Genomic DNA, 14,986 nt, shown 5'->3' with positions numbered 1-14,986 from the left:
GGTGAACCCCGTGCGGCGTCTCCTCGTGTCCCTGCTCGGCGGCGGACTGCTCTGCCTCGCGTTCCCGACCTTCGACGTCTGGGTGGCCGCACCGGTGGCCCTCGCGTTGTGGGCGTGGGCCTGGGCCGGCTCCGGGGGCCGTCGAGGCTTCCTGCTCGGTCTCGCCGGAGGGCTCGTCTTCTTCGTGCCGACGCTCAGCTGGTCGGGCATCTACGTCGGCGCGCTGCCGTGGCTCGCCCTCGCGACGCTGCAGGCCCTCTTCGTCGGCGTGGCGGGCGGGCTCTACGGCTGGCTGAGCCGCCGGGGGAGCGTCCGCCCGTTGGCGTTCGCGCTCGGGTGGGTCGTGGCCGAGGGCTTCCGGGCCCGCGCCCCCTACGGTGGCTTTCCCTGGCTCAAGCTGGCCTTCGGACAGGCCGACTCGCCGTTCGGTCGGCTCGTGGCACTCGGGGGCGCGCCGTTCGTCGGCTTCGTCATAGCGCTCAGCGGTGGCCTCCTCGCGCTCGCCGCCCAGCACGCGCTGTCAGCCGCTGCCGAGCGCCGGGGGAGCGGCGCCACCACCACGCCGCGATCGCGTATGCCGTCCCGTCGCCTCGTGCTGCCCGCCGTGGGAGCGCTCGCGCTCGGCCTCGTGGGGCTGGCGGTCCCGTTACCGACCGACGGCTCGACCGCCCAGTTCCTCGGCGTCCAAGGCAACGTGGCGCGGCCCGGTCTCGACTTCAACGCCGAGCGCCGCCAGGTCCTCGACAACCACGTCGCGGCGACGCTCAAGGCCCAGGACGACGTCGACGCCGGGCGCGCCCCGGCCCCGGACCTCGTCGTCTGGCCCGAGAACGCCTCGGACATCGACCCGCTGCGCAACGCCGACGCCAAGGACCTCATCCTGGAGACCGTCGACGCGCTGAAGCGACCCCTCATCGTCGGGGGCCTGCTCGAGGAGCCCGTCGGGTTCGTCTCCAACGTGGCCCTGCTCTTCGAGCCCGGCAAGGGCAACACCGACCGCTACGTCAAGCGCCACCCGGTGCCGTTCGCCGAGTACATCCCGAACCGGTCCTTCTGGCGGAACTTCAGCACGGAGGTCGACCTCGTCACGCGCGACTTCGTCCAGGGCCCTGCGCCCGGCGTCTTCCACGTCACGACGGCCTCGGGCCGGCAGATCCGGGCCGGCCTCGCCATCTGCTTCGAGGTGGCCTACGACGACATCATGCGCGACGCCGTGCAGACCGGCGCCAACGTCCTCGTGGTCCAGACGAACAACGCGACCTTCGGCTACACCGCCGAGTCGCCCCAGCAGCTCGCCATCAGCCGACTGCGAGCCATGGAGTTCGGCCGCTCCGTCGTGCACGTGTCGACGGTCGGCCAGAGCGCCCTGATCACGCCCGACGGAACCGCCCACCAGGTGACGTCGTTGTTCACACAGGCGGTGGTCAGCGGAGCACTACCCTTGCGGGACGCCACGACGCTGGCGACCCGGGTGGGTGAGGCCCCCGAGTGGGTCGCCGCCGCCGCACTGCTGACGATGCTCGCCCTGGGTCTTCGCAGCGGCCGCCCGGCAGCGCCGGAGACAACGAAGGAAGAGGATGACGACGACGCAGCGTGAGCCGGTGACCCGAGTGGCCGTGCTCATCCCGACGTACAACGAGCGGGACAACCTGCCCGGCATCGTCGCGCGGGTGCGCGCGAACGTGCCCGCCGCCGACGTCTTCGTGCTCGACGACGGATCTCCCGACGGCACCGGACAGGTCGCCGACGACCTCGCGTCCGCGGACCCGCAGGTCCACGTCGTGCACCGCGCCGCCAAGGAGGGCCTCGGCAAGGCCTACCTCGCCGGCTTCGCCATCGTCCTCGAGCGCGGCTACGACGCCGCCGTCGAGATGGACGCCGACGGCTCGCACCTCCCCGAGCAGCTGCCGTCGCTGCTGGCCGCGCTCGGCGAGGCAGACCTCGTCATCGGTGCCCGCTGGGTCAAGGGCGGCGAGGTGCGCAACTGGCCGGCTCGCCGCAAGGTGCTCTCGGTCGGTGCGAACCTCTACACCAAGGTGCTGCTCGGGATGACGGTCAACGACGCGACGGCGGGCTACCGCGTCTACCGCGCGAGTGCGCTGCGGGCCATGGGGCTTCAGGGCGTCGAGTCGCAGGGCTACTGCTTCCAGATCGACCTGACGCTGCGTGCCGTGCGCGCCGGGCTCACCGTCGTCGAGGTGCCGATCACGTTCGTCGAGCGCGAGGTCGGCGTGTCGAAGATGGGCCAGGACATCGTGCGCGAGGCGCTGACCAGCGTCACGAGGTGGGGCATCGAGCACCGCGTGGGCCAGCTGCGCTCCGTCGCCGGTCGGGTGCGTGGGCGCGAGCCGGTCGGGGACCGGTCGTGAGCGGCCCCACCGGCCCTACTGGCTCGTCTCGCGGACCGTCACGGGTCAGGCGGGTGCGCCTGACACGTCTGGCGGTCGTCGCGCTGCTGCTCCTGCCGGTCATCGAGATCGTCGTCATCGTCGCCGTCGGCCAGGCCATCGGCGGCTGGCCGACGTTCCTGCTGCTCGTCGCGACCTCGCTCCTCGGGGCGTGGCTGATCCGTCGCGAGGGCGGCCGGGCCTGGCGCGCGCTCGAGCAGGCTGTGCGCAGTGGCCGGATGCCGGCCCGCGAGATCGCCGACGGCGTCGTCGTGCTCGTCGGCGGCAGCCTGCTCGTCCTGCCGGGTTTCGTCACCGACGTGCTCGGCCTCGTCCTCGTGCTCCCGTTCACGCGGCCGGTCGCGCGCAGCATGCTCGCTGCGGTCATCTCACGCCGCCTGCTCGCCCAGACCGAGCGGTTCGCCGGGCCCACGGTGTCCGGACAGCCCGCGACGCCCGCCTGGGAGCAGGAGCAGACACCCCATGGCCCGCAGCGCTCGTCGACGAGCGACGAGGTCGTCGAGGGCGAGATCATCGACGACGAGGACTGAGCCCCGCGCGCTCGTCCCTCTGCGTCGCCGGGTTCGAGGTGATCCCGGCACGCACCTCGCTGGCTCGATCACCCCGAACCGGGGACGACGGCATACGGCCTGCGGCATGCGAGAAGCCGGGCTCAGAGCCTGCGGGCATGCGAAAAGCCCGCCTCCACGAACGGGGCGGGCTCCTCGGTGGTGCGCTCTGGGGAGGTCAGGCGGTCTTGCGGCGTCGCGGCTTCTCGCCACGCGACTCACGCAGGAGCGTCAGGCGCTCCTCGAGGAGCTCCTCCAGCTCGGGGATGGAACGACGCTCGAGGAGCATGTCCCAGTGCGTGCGCTGGTGCTTGACCGGCTTGGCCTCCGGCTCGGGTCCGCCGCCCTGCAGCTTCGCGTCGAGTCCGCAGCGGCACTCCCACGTGGGAGGCACGTCGGCCTCGATCGAGAACGGGAGCTCGGTGCGGTGACCGTCGGCGCAGACGTAGACGGTGAGCTGACGCTCACTCGGGACGACGTTCTCGTCGGACTCCATGCTCCTCGCGCCGAGGTTGGAACCGCGTAGTGCTCGATCGGCCATGTGGACCCCTCCAAGACGTATGCCCTTGTGACACCTCGCTGGTGTCTTACCCTCACAGACGCTTGAACGAGCGGAACGGTTGACTTGTTCCCCGGCGGGCGGCGAATTGTAGGCGTTTCTCAGATGACGGCGGGAACCGGGTTGCCGGCCTGCACGATGCCTTCGCGCATCCGCACCTTCGACAGGAGCACGCCGCCGATCGCGAAGAAGACGATGAGCGCGATGATCGCCCAGCGGTAGCTGAGGGTGAACTGGTAGACGAGGCCGAAGATGAGCGTCCCGAACCAGCTCGTGCCGCGCTCCATGGCCTGGTAGAGGCTGAAGTACTCCGCCTCGCGGCCGCGGGGGATGAGCTGGCTGTAGAGCGACCGCGACAGGGCCTGCGTGCCGCCGAGCACGAGGCCGATGAGCAGGGCGAGCGCGAGGAAGATGACGAGCGACTTCGACGGCAGGAGGAAGGCGAAGACGACGACGACCGTCCAGAGGCCGATGCCGTAGAGGATCGTGCGCCAGGCCCCGATCGAGGCGGCCACCCGGCCGAAGAGCCGCGCACCGAGGAACGCGACGAACTGCACGAAGAGGAACACGCCGAGCACGGTCGTCTCGGAGAAGCCGAGCTCCTTGGACCCGTAGACGCTCGAGCTGCCGATGACCGTCTGGATGCCGTCGTTGAAGAAGAGGTAGGCGACGAGGAACAGCTTCGTCTGCGGGTAGTTGGCGAGGTCGCGGAAGGTGCTGCGCAGCTGCGCGATGCTGCCGCGGACGATGCCGGCCGAACGCTCGACGGGGGTCTCGACCGTGCCGGTCAGGTGGCGCAGTCCGAGGTACGGGATGATCGTGAAGCCGGCCCACCAGAGACCCGCGGACAGGATGCTGATGCGTGTGGACAGGGCTCGGTCGAGCCCGAGGTCCTCGTGGAAGAAGTCGAGGGCGAAGTTGAGCGCGAGCAGGATGCCGCCGCCGAGATAGCCGAACGCCCAGCCCTTCGAGGAGACCCGGTCGCGCTCGTTCTCGTTGGCGATGCGGCACAGGATCGAGTCGTAGATCACGAGCGAGGACCCGAGGCAGATGCCGGCCACGACGACGAGGACGGCGCCCAGCTGCCAGTTCGTGCCGGCGACGAAGAACATGAGGCTCGCCGCCAGGGCGCCCGCCCACGCGAAGCCGGCGAAGAGCCGGGTCGGTCGGGGACTGCGGTCGGCGATGGCGCCGATGAAGATGAGGACGATCGCCGACAGGATCGTCGTGAAGGTCACGGTGAAGAACCACAGCGAGCCCGGCGCCACCGGGATGCCGAGCACCGAGAGGTTGGTCGTGCAGTCCTGGCCGTCCGGCAGCCCGGGGCAGGCCGCCTGCTCCGCCACGGACGTGAGGTACGGGCTCATGAGCACCGTCGCAGTGGTCGTGACGTAGGCCGAGTTGGCCCAGTCGTACCAGTACCAGGCTCGCTGCTCCCGAGTCTCCGGTCGCGCGGCGTTGACGACGGCGTTGGACATGCGAGGACTGTCCCACACGGGGCGGCACGCGGGCAGGGGGAGAGGCCGAAACACGCCGCAGCGTCGGGCGCCCGGGGTCAGCGGACGGCATACGCCCTCTCAGCGGTCGACCTCGCGGGCGTCAGGAGGTCGTCACCCGCTGGCCCAGACGTCCTTCGTCATCGACGACACGGCCTAGGCGACCACCTGAGCCCCCCGCTCTTCCGCCTCCCCTGCTCAGTCCGTGGCAGGGGAGGGGAGGGGGCGCTGCTGGACGTCGGGTGTCGTCGTCAGCAGCTCCCACGCCAGACCGTGGGCGAGCACGACGAGGCAGACGACGGCGAGGGCGGCCGTCTGCAGCCCACTGAGACCGACGGCGCCGCCCAGCTCGGGCGCAGCGGCGACCAGGACGATGACGGCGTAGAGCACTGCGACCAGCCAGCGGTGCCGCCGGAAGGGGCCCCGGAGTCCCGAGCCGTCCGACCCGAGGGGGCCGCGGTCGGCGCGGACCAGCCGCAGGGTCGACCAGGCACCGACGAGGGCGACGAGCCCGAAGGTCGAGCGCCAGAGCCAGGGCTGGGTGGGTGCGACTTGAGCGAAGAGGCCCATGAGGCCGGGGAGCAGGAAGGTGAGGTAGACGCCGCCCACGAGCCGACGGGTCTCCTCCCCGGCGAGCAGCTCACGCCGGCGGTCCAGGGCGGACCACCAGAGCCCGACGAGCGTGAAGCACGTGGCCGAGACGACGGCATAGAACGTGGAGAGGTCCATGCGGCTTCCTTTCCCTCACGGAATCGTCCCACCGTCGATCGGAGCGGGGCCTCTCGTTTAGCCCTAAAGTATTGGGATGGGAAGCGCGTCGGGTGACCAGGTGGGGCGGATCATCCAGGCCTGGCAGCGGGAGAGGCCCGACGTGGACGTGTCGTCGATCGGGATCATCACGCCGGTCGTGCGGCTCGCCGCGATCGTCATGGACCACCGGGCCCACGTGCTGGCCACCCACGGCCTCGAGCAGAGCCACCTCGACGTCCTCGCGACGTTGAGACGCAGCGGCGCGCCGTTCCGGCTCACCGCGGGCGAGCTGTCCCGGCGCTGCCGCGTCACGGCCGGCGCGACGACGCAGCGCGTCCAGGCCATGGAGGTGCTCGGCTTCGTCGAGCGCATCCGGGAGGAGCCGGACCGGCGCACCGTGCACGTGCAGCTCACCCCGGAGGGACTCGCCCGGCTCGACGGCATCTTCGCGGACGTCATGGCCGGCGACGAGTCCCTGCTGGCCGGTCTCGAACCTCGGCAGCGCGCCGGGTTGGAGGAGCTGCTGCGCGCGTGGCTCGCCGTGCTCGAGCCGGGCGGCCGGGCCGACCCGCGCGAGGTCACCCCTGAGTGAGGACGACGAGCTGCTGGGTCGCGCGTGTCATGGCGACGTAGCGGTCGACGGCGCCTTCGATGCCGTCACCGAAGGCGTCCGGATCGACGAGCACGACGAGGTCGAACTCGAGTCCCTTGGAGAGCGTCGGGCTGAGCGACCGCACCCGAGCCCGCTCCTCGAGGCCGGGGGCGCCGATGACGCAGGCCGTTCCGTCTGGGTGCGCGTCGAGCCACGTCCCGAGCACCGCCTCGAGGTCGGCGGCCGGGCCGTGCTGAACGGGCACGCCGCTCTCGCGGATCGAGGTGGGCACGTTCGCGTCCGGGAGCGCGGCACGGATGACGGGCTCGGCCTCGAGCATGACCTCTTCCGGAGTGCGGTAGTTGATGGTGAGTGACGACAGCGTGACCCGGTCGAGACCCACGCGACTCAGACGCTCCTGCCACGTCTCCGTGAACCCGTGCCGGGCCTGGGCGCGGTCGCCGACGATGGTGAGACTCCGCGACGGGCAGCGGGACAGGAGCATCTGCCATTCCGCGTCGGTCAGCTCCTGGGCCTCGTCCACGACGACGTGGGCGAACGGGCCGGCCAGCAGGTCGGGGTCGACGGTCGTCCCGTCGTTGTCGTCGAGGGCGCTGCGGAGGTCGTCACCTCGCAGCATCGACATGACGTGCATGTCGGAGTCGTCCGAGGCGATGAGGTGCTCGACGACCGTGGCGCGTTCGGCGCGCTCCGCCGCGAGGGCCGCCTCACGCTGTCGTCGGCGTCTTGAGACCTCCGGGTCGCCGAGCCGCATCCGGGCCGCGTCGAGCAGGGGGAGGTCCGACGCCGTCCACGCGTCCGGCTCGGCGCGCTGCAGCCGGCGCACCTGCTCGACCGTCAGGGTGGGGGCGCACCGACGCAGGTAGGCGGGGACGGTCCAGAGGTCGCCGACGAGGTCCGCGGCATCGAGGAGCGGCCACGTCCGGTCGAACAGCGTGCGCAGCTCCCGGTTCTGCTCGAGCGAGCGCCGCACCATGGCGGGGGTGGCCTCGAGCTCGACGTCGGCGCCGTCGTCGTCGATCCGGTCCTCGAGGTCGTGCCGCTCGACGAGGATCGTCAGCAACGCCTCCCACACATCGTCGCGGGCCTCGTTGTGCGGCGTGCCGAGAGCGGCGGTGCAGGCCTCGGCCCAGTCGGCAGGGGAGAGCCACACGTCCGCCCACGGCGTCACGACCTCCATGCCGCGGGTCGGCGGCTCCTCGTAGAGCGCCACGGCCGGCTCGATGGCCCGGACGAGGTCCATGGACGACTTGAGCCCGGCCACCTCCGGGTCGGTCTCGGGGGCCGCCGCGTCACCCTCGGGAACGAGGTCGCGCAGCGTGCACGTCTGCACACCTTCCTCGCCGAGACTGGGCAGCACGTCGGAGACGTAGGCGAGGTAGGGCTCGTGCGGGCCGACGAAGAGCACGCCGCCCCGGCGGTGGCCGAGGCGCGGGTCGGAGTAGAGCAGGTATGCCGTCCGGTGGAGCGCGACGACCGTCTTGCCCGTGCCCGGGCCTCCGTCGACGACGTGCGCGCCTCGGGAGCCCGCGCGGATGATGGCGTCCTGGTCGGCCGCGATGGTGCTCAGGACGTCCCGCATGCGCGGCGAGCGGCTCGCGCCGAGCGAGGCGATGAAGGCGGACTCGTCGTCGAGGGCCACGCGTCCGTGCAGACCATCGGTGGTGAACACCTCGTCCCAGTAGTCGCTGACGCGTCCCCGGGTCCAGCGGTAGCGGCGGCGGCTCGCGAGACCCATGGGGTTGCCGTGGGTGGCGCCGAAGAACGGTTCGGCTGCAGGGGAGCGCCAGTCCAGGAGCAGCCGGCGTCCGGCGGTGTCGGAGAGCCCGAGACGGCCGATGTACACAGGGTGAGAATCGTTCTCGGGGACGATGTGACCGAGGCAGAGGTCGATGCCGTAGCGGCGCAGCGTCCGCAGGCGTGCGGTGAGGCGGTGGACCTCCTGGTCACGGTCGAGCGCGGCCTGGCCGGTGCGTGCCGGTGCCCGACGGGCTGCGTCGAGACGGTCGGACAGCTCGGCGACCGTCGCGTCGAGGGTCTCGGCGATCGCGGCGAAGTGGAGGTCGTCGTGGGCGATGAGGGCCGGGTCGGCCTTGGGTGCCAGGTGGTCGCGAAGGTCGAAGGCGCTGGTCGTCAGCGGGTTCACGCAGTGGGCTCCGTCCCGAGGTTTCTGGTGTCGGCCAGTGATTCTCGGTGACGACGGGGGTCTTGCCGCAAGACCCCGGGTGCGCTATACGTTGGAAGTGGAAGGAAGCGCGCGACGCTCCTTCCTTTTTGGTGTGCCGGTCCAAGGCGAAGCGTTCTCGCTGCTTCCCCCATAACGCCGATAATCGACATTATGTCACTTTGGCTTACGAAGGCCCTCCCCGGAGACCGCGCTCCACCCGTGGTCCTGGACCACGCTGCTGCGCCGTAGCCTTGCTCGTGATGCAGTGCGACTACTTCGACGCCGGCCGCTGCCGCTCCTGTGCCCTCATGGGTGTGCCGTATGCCGTCCAGCTCGCCGACAAGGACGAGCGCTGCCGACGCGCCCTCGCCGACGTGGCCCCGGACGTCGCCTGGCTCGACCCCTTCCCCAGCGCCGAGTCGGCCTTCCGCAACAAGGCCAAGCTCGTCGTCGGTGGCGTCACCGGCGCGGTGACCGTCGGGATCCTCGACGCCGACGCGAACGGCGTCGACCTGCGTGGCTGCGGCCTGTACGAGCCGCCGCTTCAGCGCCTCATCCCCCGGCTCGCGTCCGCCGTCGACGAGATCGGCCTGGAGCCGTACGACGTGGCCGCCCGCCGCGGCGAGCTGAAGCACCTCATCCTCACCCTCTCCCCCACCGGGGACGTCATGCTCCGGCTCGTCCTGCGGTCCCGCCGTCACCTGGCCCTGCTCGAGTCTCGTCTGTCGTCGCTCCGGGCCCGGCTGCCTGAGGTGTCGGTCGTCACGGTGAACCTCCAGCCGGAGCACAAGGCCGTCCTCGAAGGTGACACCGAGATCGTCCTGACCGAGAGCGATGACCTCGCGATGCCCGTCGGCGACGTGGTCCTCCACCTGCGCCCCAACAGCTTCTTCCAGACCAACACCACCGTCGCCGCCGGCCTCTACCACCAGGCGCAGGCCTGGACGCGCACCGTCGACCCCACCACGGTCCTCGACCTCTACTGCGGCGTGGGCGGATTCGCGCTGCACTGCGCGCGAGCAGGCGCTTCCCACGTCATCGGCGTCGAGGTCTCGGCCGAGGCCGTGCGCAGTGCCGAGACCAGTGCGTCCCGGTTGCGCGCCGAACACCCTGACCTCGGCCGGCTGGAGTTCCGTGCCGGCGACGCCACGGACGTCGACGCGCTCGACCGGGACCTGCCGGGATCCGACCCGACGATGGTCGTCGTCAACCCGCCGCGTCGCGGGATCGGCCCGGACTTGACCCGATGGCTCGAGGGCTCCGGCGCCACGCACGTGACCTACTCGAGCTGCAACGTCGACAGCCTGGCCCGTGACCTGGCTCGCATGCCGTCCTACCGGGCTCGCGAGGCGCGTCTCTTCGACATGTTCCCCCAGACGTCGCACCATGAGGTCATCGTCCTGCTCGAGCGTGAATCACGTTCTCAGTCAGTCGATTCCGCGTCAGGAGGCGTGTCGACGTGACCGGTGAACCCGAGACTCCCTGGACGGCGCCGGACGTCGAGCGGCCGGGTGGCTCCCTCGTCGCGCCCGAGGCGCAGATGTTGCCCGAGATGCTCGCCTGGCACCGCTCGACGCTGCTGTCCAAGTGCTCGGGCCTGACGGGCGAGCAGCTGGTCGAGCGGTCGGTCGTCGTCGAGTCCGGGGGCGACCCCTTCTCGCTGCGCTTCGTCTACCTCCACCTCATCGGTGAGTACGCCCGGCACAACGGCCACGCCGACCTCGTGCGTGAGCGTGTCGACGGTGCCACCGGTGCCTGACCCGGTGCGATCGTCACCGGACCCCGTTCGGCTGGCGAGGATCCAGCGGCGCTTCACCGAGTTCGCGACGGAGTATGCCGCTCTTCCGCTCTACTCGACCGTCTGCCGACACGTCGCCCACGACGACGAGACCGCGTCGCTGCTGCTCGCGGCCAGGCCAGGGCAGGCTCGTCCCGTTCTCTGGCTCGCCGCCCTGCACCACCTCGTCCTGTGCAAACCGGATCTGCCTGCGGCCCGGTGGTATCCGAGTGTCACCGGGGCGGCGAGCGTTGCGACGGGCGATCCGTGGCCCGACGTGCGGCGGACGGTCCTCGACCACGTCGACGAGCTGACCCGGCTCATTGCGACGCACGGCACCCAGACCAACGAGGTGAACCGAGCCGTCTACGTCGCCGTAGGGCTCGCTGCGGCGACAGTCGACTCCGGCGACGTCCCGCTCGCCATCGTCGAGCTCGGTGCGAGCGCCGGCCTGCTGCTCGGCGTCGACCAGTACGCCGTCGAGCTGTCCTCGCCCACCGGGTCGGCACTTTTGGGCGACGGCGCCTCTGCGGTCCGGTGCTCGGGTGAGGACCGTTCCGGCGTCGGGGCGCTGCTCACGGCGGCCGGGGCTGCGCTGCCCGCCGTGCGTGGTCGCGTCGGCGTGGATCTCGAGCCCGTCGACCTCGCGTCCGTCGACGAGGTGCGCTGGCTCGAGGCGTGCCTCTGGCCGGAGGTCCCGGGCCGCATCGAGCGCTTCCGCGCGGCTGCCGACCTGCTCCGCCCCGACCCTCCCACGGTGCTCCGTGGCGACATGGTCGACCGACTGACCGACGCGGTGACGCTCGCGCGCACTGACGCCGGCGACGGCGCGCACGTCGTGGTCCTCAGCTCGTGGGCGATGACCTACCTCCCCGCACCGCGTCGTCGCGACCTGGCCGCGGTCCTCGACGAGCTGGCCGGGACCGTCTCCCACCTGTCGTGGCTCACCGCCGAGCCGGGCGGGTGCGTTCCGGGCCTCGACGGGCCCGAGTTTCCCGTGGAAGGGAACACCGTGCTCGGCCTGCAGCGCTGGCGCCACGGACACGCGCTCCCTCCCACGGTCCTCGGGACCTGTCACCCGCATGGTGCGTGGATCGACGCCTCGCTGCCACCGTCCCCCAGCTGACCCTGCCTCTCGAGGCCCTGCGGATGTCCACGGCTCGCCTGCCCTTCGCCGGTCACGTCGAGTACCGCGCGAACGTGCAGGTCTTCGGCTGGCAGCTGTCGGTCAGGGACGGGGCCACCGCGGGCACGGTGGGACAGGTCACGCGCGTCGAGGCGGTCAAGATCCCGCTCGTCCTGAAGGCCTTCTGAGCCGAGTGCGTCCCGGCGTCGACCTGCTCGACGCCGGGACGCACCTCACGACTGGTTTGCATAATGTCGATTATGGGCGAATTATATTGTGCTGCAACGGAATTCATCAACGCATGCGGCGACCCAGGCCCGCGGCGTACGCGTCGAGCGCGCGGAGCACCGTCGGGGCGCGGTAGACGCGGTTGCGTCGGTGCCCGGTCGACTCGAGCAGGATGCCGTCGTCGACGAGCCGCTGCAGGGCGGCCTGTGCCGTGGGGGCCGAGACCCCGAGCTCGCGCACGACGACCCGCGCCGTGACGACGGGCTGGCGCAGCAGCAGGTCGAGCATCGACCAGGCCGCGGAGCCGGCTCTCGCCGTGACCTTCGACGCCCAGTCGGCGCGCACCTGTCGGAGTGTCACGACGAGTCCCTCGCCGATGTGGGTGCCGTTGCGCGCGGCCTCGGCCACGCATCGCAGGATGGGCTCCACCTCTCCCCCACGGTAGGCCGTGAGTGCGTCGAAGTAGTCGTCGCGGATGGCGAGGAGGCCGGCCGAGATCGGGACGGTGACCCGTCGGATCGCCCCCGTGTGGAGCAGGACCGAGTGGAGCAGCGCCCGACCCGTGCGGCCGTTGCCGTCGGTGAACGGGTGGATCGTCTCGAACTGGGCGTGCGCGAGGGCGGCGTGCGCGAGCGGCGGCAGGTCGTCACGGTCCATGAAGGTCACGAGGTCGGCCATCAGGGCCGGCACGTCGGAGGCCACGGGCGGTACGTACTGCGCCTCCCCCGGGTGGAGGGGGGACCCACCCACCCAGACCTGCTGCTCACGCCAGCGGCCGGCCGGGTGCAGCGACTGCTGCGCCATGAGAGCCCGGTGCATCGCGAGCACAGCCTCCTCGTCGAGTCGCCCGGCGAGGTCGAGCGCGGCCTGCATGGTGCGGACGTTGCCGAGGATGACGGCGGCGTTGGCACGGTTGCCCTCGCCGATCTCGGCCTCGGCGAGGGCCCGTGCGGACGAGGTGAGGTTCTCGATCTGCGAGCTGGCCGCGCTCTCGGACCGCAGCAGCACCGAGGCGAACGGGGCGATCTCCCCCGCTCCCCCGGCGTCGAAGGTGGCGAGCAGCCGGGTGGCCTCGTCGAGGTCGGCGGCGAGGTCTCCGGGCAGCACGAGCCCGGCCCCGGCGATCGGGGGCACGACGGCCGCCTCGAACGTGGCCGGTGTGGACCGCTGGGCGCGTCGCGAGAGGTCGAGCAGGCCCTCGACGGGCTGCCAACGGACCGTCGTCGAGCCGAGCGCGGGCCACGTCGTGTCCATGTCGATGACACCTCCTTGGTAAAGGTTAACGCACAACCTTTATCAAGATCGCTCGGTCGTCAGGTGTGCACGACGTCCACGGGGGCCTCGACGATCCACCACGCGGCATACGGGCTCAAGGACGCCAACCCGTCCGCCCCACCGAAGACCGGGTAGCCGCCGAGCGCGTCGAAGGGGTGCGCGATGCCGACGTCGGCGAAGTGGCGGACCTCGACCGTCTGCCACGACGTCGTGACGTTGTAGACGCAGACCATCGAGCCGCTCGGGTGCGTGCGGACGACCGCCAGCACCCCGTCGTCGGTCTCGAGGATCACCCTCGTCTGCGCGGAGGCGTGCAGCTGCGGCAGCCCCGCGCGCACGCCCGCCAGATGGCGCAGGCCCTGGAAGACCTTCCCGGAGACGGTGTCGAGGTCGCCGCGCCGCACTGCGACGGCCCAGTCCAGCCGCTCCCGGTGCGCCCACCGGTTGTCGTCCTCGTGACCGGGCTCGCGCGCCCAGTCGGGGTCGTTCGGCAGGCCGAGCTCGTCGCCGCTCCACACGACGGGGACACCTCCCCAGCCGGCGACGACCGCGTGGGCCAGGAAGAGGCGGGCCAGTCCCTGACCGATCCCGTCCCCGTCGTCGCGTGCCTCCGCATCGGCCAGCCCCGTCAGCGATGCCGCCGTGCCGCTGATCCGCTTGTCGCCGGTCGCAGCGTTGTGCTGGAAGACGAGACCGTGCGCCCAGGACCCGGGGTGGTCGCCCGAGTACCAGTTGGACAGGAACCGGCGGTGCGCATAGCCGTCGAGACCCGCTGACGCCGCGTCCCCGTCGTCGATGGCCCACCCGATGTCGTCGTGGCACCGGACGTAGCAGATCCACGTGCCGCTCGGTGGGGTCGTCGGGAGCGCCGAGAGGGCCTGCTTGGTGAGTCCGGTGCTGCCCGTCGCGAGCATCGACCAGACCTGCACCATCAGGCTGTTGTGGTAGGCGAGATCGCTGACCCGGCCGGCGTGCTCGCCCTGCCCGAGGTACTGCACGAGGTCACGCGGTCCGACGATCGCCTCGGCCTTGAACGCGAGCGCCGGGCACGCGATGCGCGCCACCGCACGCAGCGCCTGCGTGACGGCGTGGACCTCCGGCTGGTTCTGGCAGCTCGTGCCGAGCCGCTTCCACGTGAAGGCGATGGCGTCGAGCCGGAGCACCTCGACGCCGAGGTTGGCCAGGTACAGGACGATGTCGGCGTACTCGACGAGGACGTCGGGGTTGGCCCAGTTGACGTCCCACTGCCACTCGTTGAAGGTCGTCCACGCCCAGCCGCGAAGCTTCTCGTCCCACGTGAAGTTGCCGGGGGCGAAGTCCGGGAACACCTCGGGCAGTGTGCGCTCGTACGCGTCCGGCATGACGCGGTCGGGGTAGACGTGGAAGTAGTCCCGGTAGTGCGACTCCCCCGCCCGGGCACGCCGGGCCCACTCGTGCTCGCGCGCCACGTGGTTGAGCACGAGGTCCAGCACCAGCGAGATGCCTTGCCCCCGAAGGTCGCTCGCGAGCCGGCGCAGGTCCTCGACATCTCCGAGATCAGGCCGGACGGTGCGGTAGTCCTGGACGGCGTAGCCGCCGTCGTTGTCTCCCTCTCGGGGCTGGAGCAGCGGCATGAGGTGCAGGTAGCTGACACCGAGGTCGCGGAGGTACCCCACTCGGCCCCGCAGGCCGTCGAGGTCGCCGGCGAACCGGTCGGTGTAGCACGCGTAGCCGAACATGTCCGGCTGCTGGAGCCAGTCGGGCCGCAGCAGCCGGCGCTGGTCCAGGCGTCGCAGCTCGGGTGACCGCTGCCGGTAGCCGGCCACGGCGCTCTCGACGAGGCGCAGCGCGAGCGCCGAGACGTCGTGCTCGGGGTAGAGGACCATGAGTGCCGCGACGAGGTCGTCGGACCAGCGCTCGAGCCTCAGCTCGATGGTCTCGCGGTCGTGGTCGTCGAGCCCCGCGAGCAGCGAGTTCACCGACTCCGTCGTCGGTCGGACGTCGTGCGCAGCGTCGCTCATGGCCCGATTGAACAGCACCTGGCGTCTGCGCGACAGGGG

At 71.3% G+C, this 14,986-nt stretch carries 14 protein-coding genes; 8 read left to right on the top strand and 6 right to left on the bottom strand.

All coding sequences use genetic code 11. The features are described from left to right. Nucleotides 1-10 precede the first annotated feature (10 nt). Genes lnt through AC1DW8_RS00725 form a run of 3 tightly spaced genes read left to right on the top strand, consistent with a single transcriptional unit; the run spans nt 11 to nt 2,938 of the window. Nucleotides 11-1,597 (top strand): apolipoprotein N-acyltransferase, encoded by a 1,587-nt coding sequence (gene lnt / locus AC1DW8_RS00735; RefSeq protein WP_478091139.1) that lies wholly within the window; start codon nt 11-13, stop codon nt 1,595-1,597. Further along, a complete protein-coding gene (locus tag AC1DW8_RS00730) occupies nt 1,578-2,369 on the top strand; it encodes a polyprenol monophosphomannose synthase (protein ID WP_056825558.1) in 792 nt (263 codons plus the stop codon). Before lnt ends, AC1DW8_RS00730 begins: the two co-directional genes overlap by 20 nt. Before the next feature lie 53 nt (nt 2,370-2,422). Next, a complete protein-coding gene (locus tag AC1DW8_RS00725; RefSeq protein ID WP_056777081.1) occupies nt 2,423-2,938 on the top strand; it encodes an FxsA family protein in 516 nt (171 codons plus the stop codon). 196 nt (nt 2,939-3,134) lie between these two features. On the opposite strand, the gene AC1DW8_RS00720 is transcribed toward AC1DW8_RS00725, so the two are convergent. The 3 genes from AC1DW8_RS00720 to AC1DW8_RS00710 form a co-directional block, all read right to left on the bottom strand. Further along, nucleotides 3,135-3,497 (bottom strand): RNA polymerase-binding protein RbpA, encoded by a 363-nt coding sequence (locus tag AC1DW8_RS00720; protein WP_028785601.1) that lies wholly within the window; start codon nt 3,495-3,497, stop codon nt 3,135-3,137. A 119-nt stretch (nt 3,498-3,616) separates the two neighbouring features. Then, nucleotides 3,617-4,993 carry an MFS transporter gene (locus tag AC1DW8_RS00715; protein WP_056777083.1) on the bottom strand — a complete coding sequence of 459 codons (1,377 nt, stop codon included), beginning with the start codon at nt 4,991-4,993 and terminating at the stop codon, nt 3,617-3,619. A gap of 216 nt (nt 4,994-5,209) precedes the next feature. After that, entirely contained in the window at nt 5,210-5,740 is a 531-nt protein-coding gene (locus tag AC1DW8_RS00710; RefSeq protein ID WP_478091136.1) for a hypothetical protein, read from the bottom strand. Nucleotides 5,741-5,816: 76 nt separating this feature from the next. Here AC1DW8_RS00710 and AC1DW8_RS00705 point away from each other — a divergent pair, with 76 nt between their 5' ends. Beyond that, entirely contained in the window at nt 5,817-6,353 is a 537-nt protein-coding gene (locus AC1DW8_RS00705) for a MarR family winged helix-turn-helix transcriptional regulator (RefSeq protein ID WP_478091134.1), read from the top strand. Here the strand turns inward: AC1DW8_RS00705 and helR are convergent. After that, on the bottom strand, nt 6,340-8,520 hold the full coding sequence (gene helR, locus AC1DW8_RS00700; protein ID WP_478091132.1) for an RNA polymerase recycling motor ATPase HelR: 2,181 nt from the start codon (nt 8,518-8,520) through the stop codon (nt 6,340-6,342). The two genes, AC1DW8_RS00705 and helR, sit on opposite strands and share 14 nt — an antisense overlap. Nucleotides 8,521-8,801: 281 nt before the next feature. On the opposite strand from helR, the gene AC1DW8_RS00695 reads away from it, so the two are divergent. From AC1DW8_RS00695 to AC1DW8_RS00680, 4 genes are read left to right on the top strand one after another with little or no spacing between them, the layout of a single operon-like run. Continuing rightward, nucleotides 8,802-10,004: a methyltransferase domain-containing protein gene (locus AC1DW8_RS00695; RefSeq protein WP_478091130.1), complete on the top strand. Its 1,203-nt coding sequence runs from the start codon at nt 8,802-8,804 to the stop codon at nt 10,002-10,004. Continuing rightward, nucleotides 10,001-10,300, top strand: coding sequence for a mycothiol transferase (locus AC1DW8_RS00690; RefSeq protein WP_056777095.1), 300 nt, complete (start codon nt 10,001-10,003; stop codon nt 10,298-10,300). Before AC1DW8_RS00695 ends, AC1DW8_RS00690 begins: the two co-directional genes overlap by 4 nt. Then, nucleotides 10,293-11,444: a DUF2332 domain-containing protein gene (locus tag AC1DW8_RS00685; protein ID WP_478091128.1), complete on the top strand. Its 1,152-nt coding sequence runs from the start codon at nt 10,293-10,295 to the stop codon at nt 11,442-11,444. Before AC1DW8_RS00690 ends, AC1DW8_RS00685 begins: the two co-directional genes overlap by 8 nt. Further along, nucleotides 11,408-11,632 (top strand): hypothetical protein, encoded by a 225-nt coding sequence (locus AC1DW8_RS00680; protein WP_478091126.1) that lies wholly within the window; start codon nt 11,408-11,410, stop codon nt 11,630-11,632. The genes AC1DW8_RS00685 and AC1DW8_RS00680 overlap by 37 nt, the downstream gene beginning before the upstream one ends. 106 nt (nt 11,633-11,738) lie before the next feature. Here the strand turns inward: AC1DW8_RS00680 and AC1DW8_RS00675 are convergent, their stop codons facing one another. Together AC1DW8_RS00675 and AC1DW8_RS00670 are read right to left on the bottom strand one after the other, a co-directional pair. Further along, nucleotides 11,739-12,926, bottom strand: coding sequence for a Fic family protein (locus AC1DW8_RS00675; RefSeq protein WP_056777100.1), 1,188 nt, complete (start codon nt 12,924-12,926; stop codon nt 11,739-11,741). 59 nt (nt 12,927-12,985) lie between these two features. Then, nucleotides 12,986-14,947 carry an amylosucrase gene (locus AC1DW8_RS00670; protein WP_478091124.1) on the bottom strand — a complete coding sequence of 654 codons (1,962 nt, stop codon included), beginning with the start codon at nt 14,945-14,947 and terminating at the stop codon, nt 12,986-12,988. Nucleotides 14,948-14,986 lie beyond the last annotated feature (39 nt).

The organism is Terrabacter sp. P2_E3 (assembly GCF_056403915.1).
Note: the sequence above shows the minus strand (reverse complement) of the source record. Positions and strands in the feature narration are given on the sequence as shown.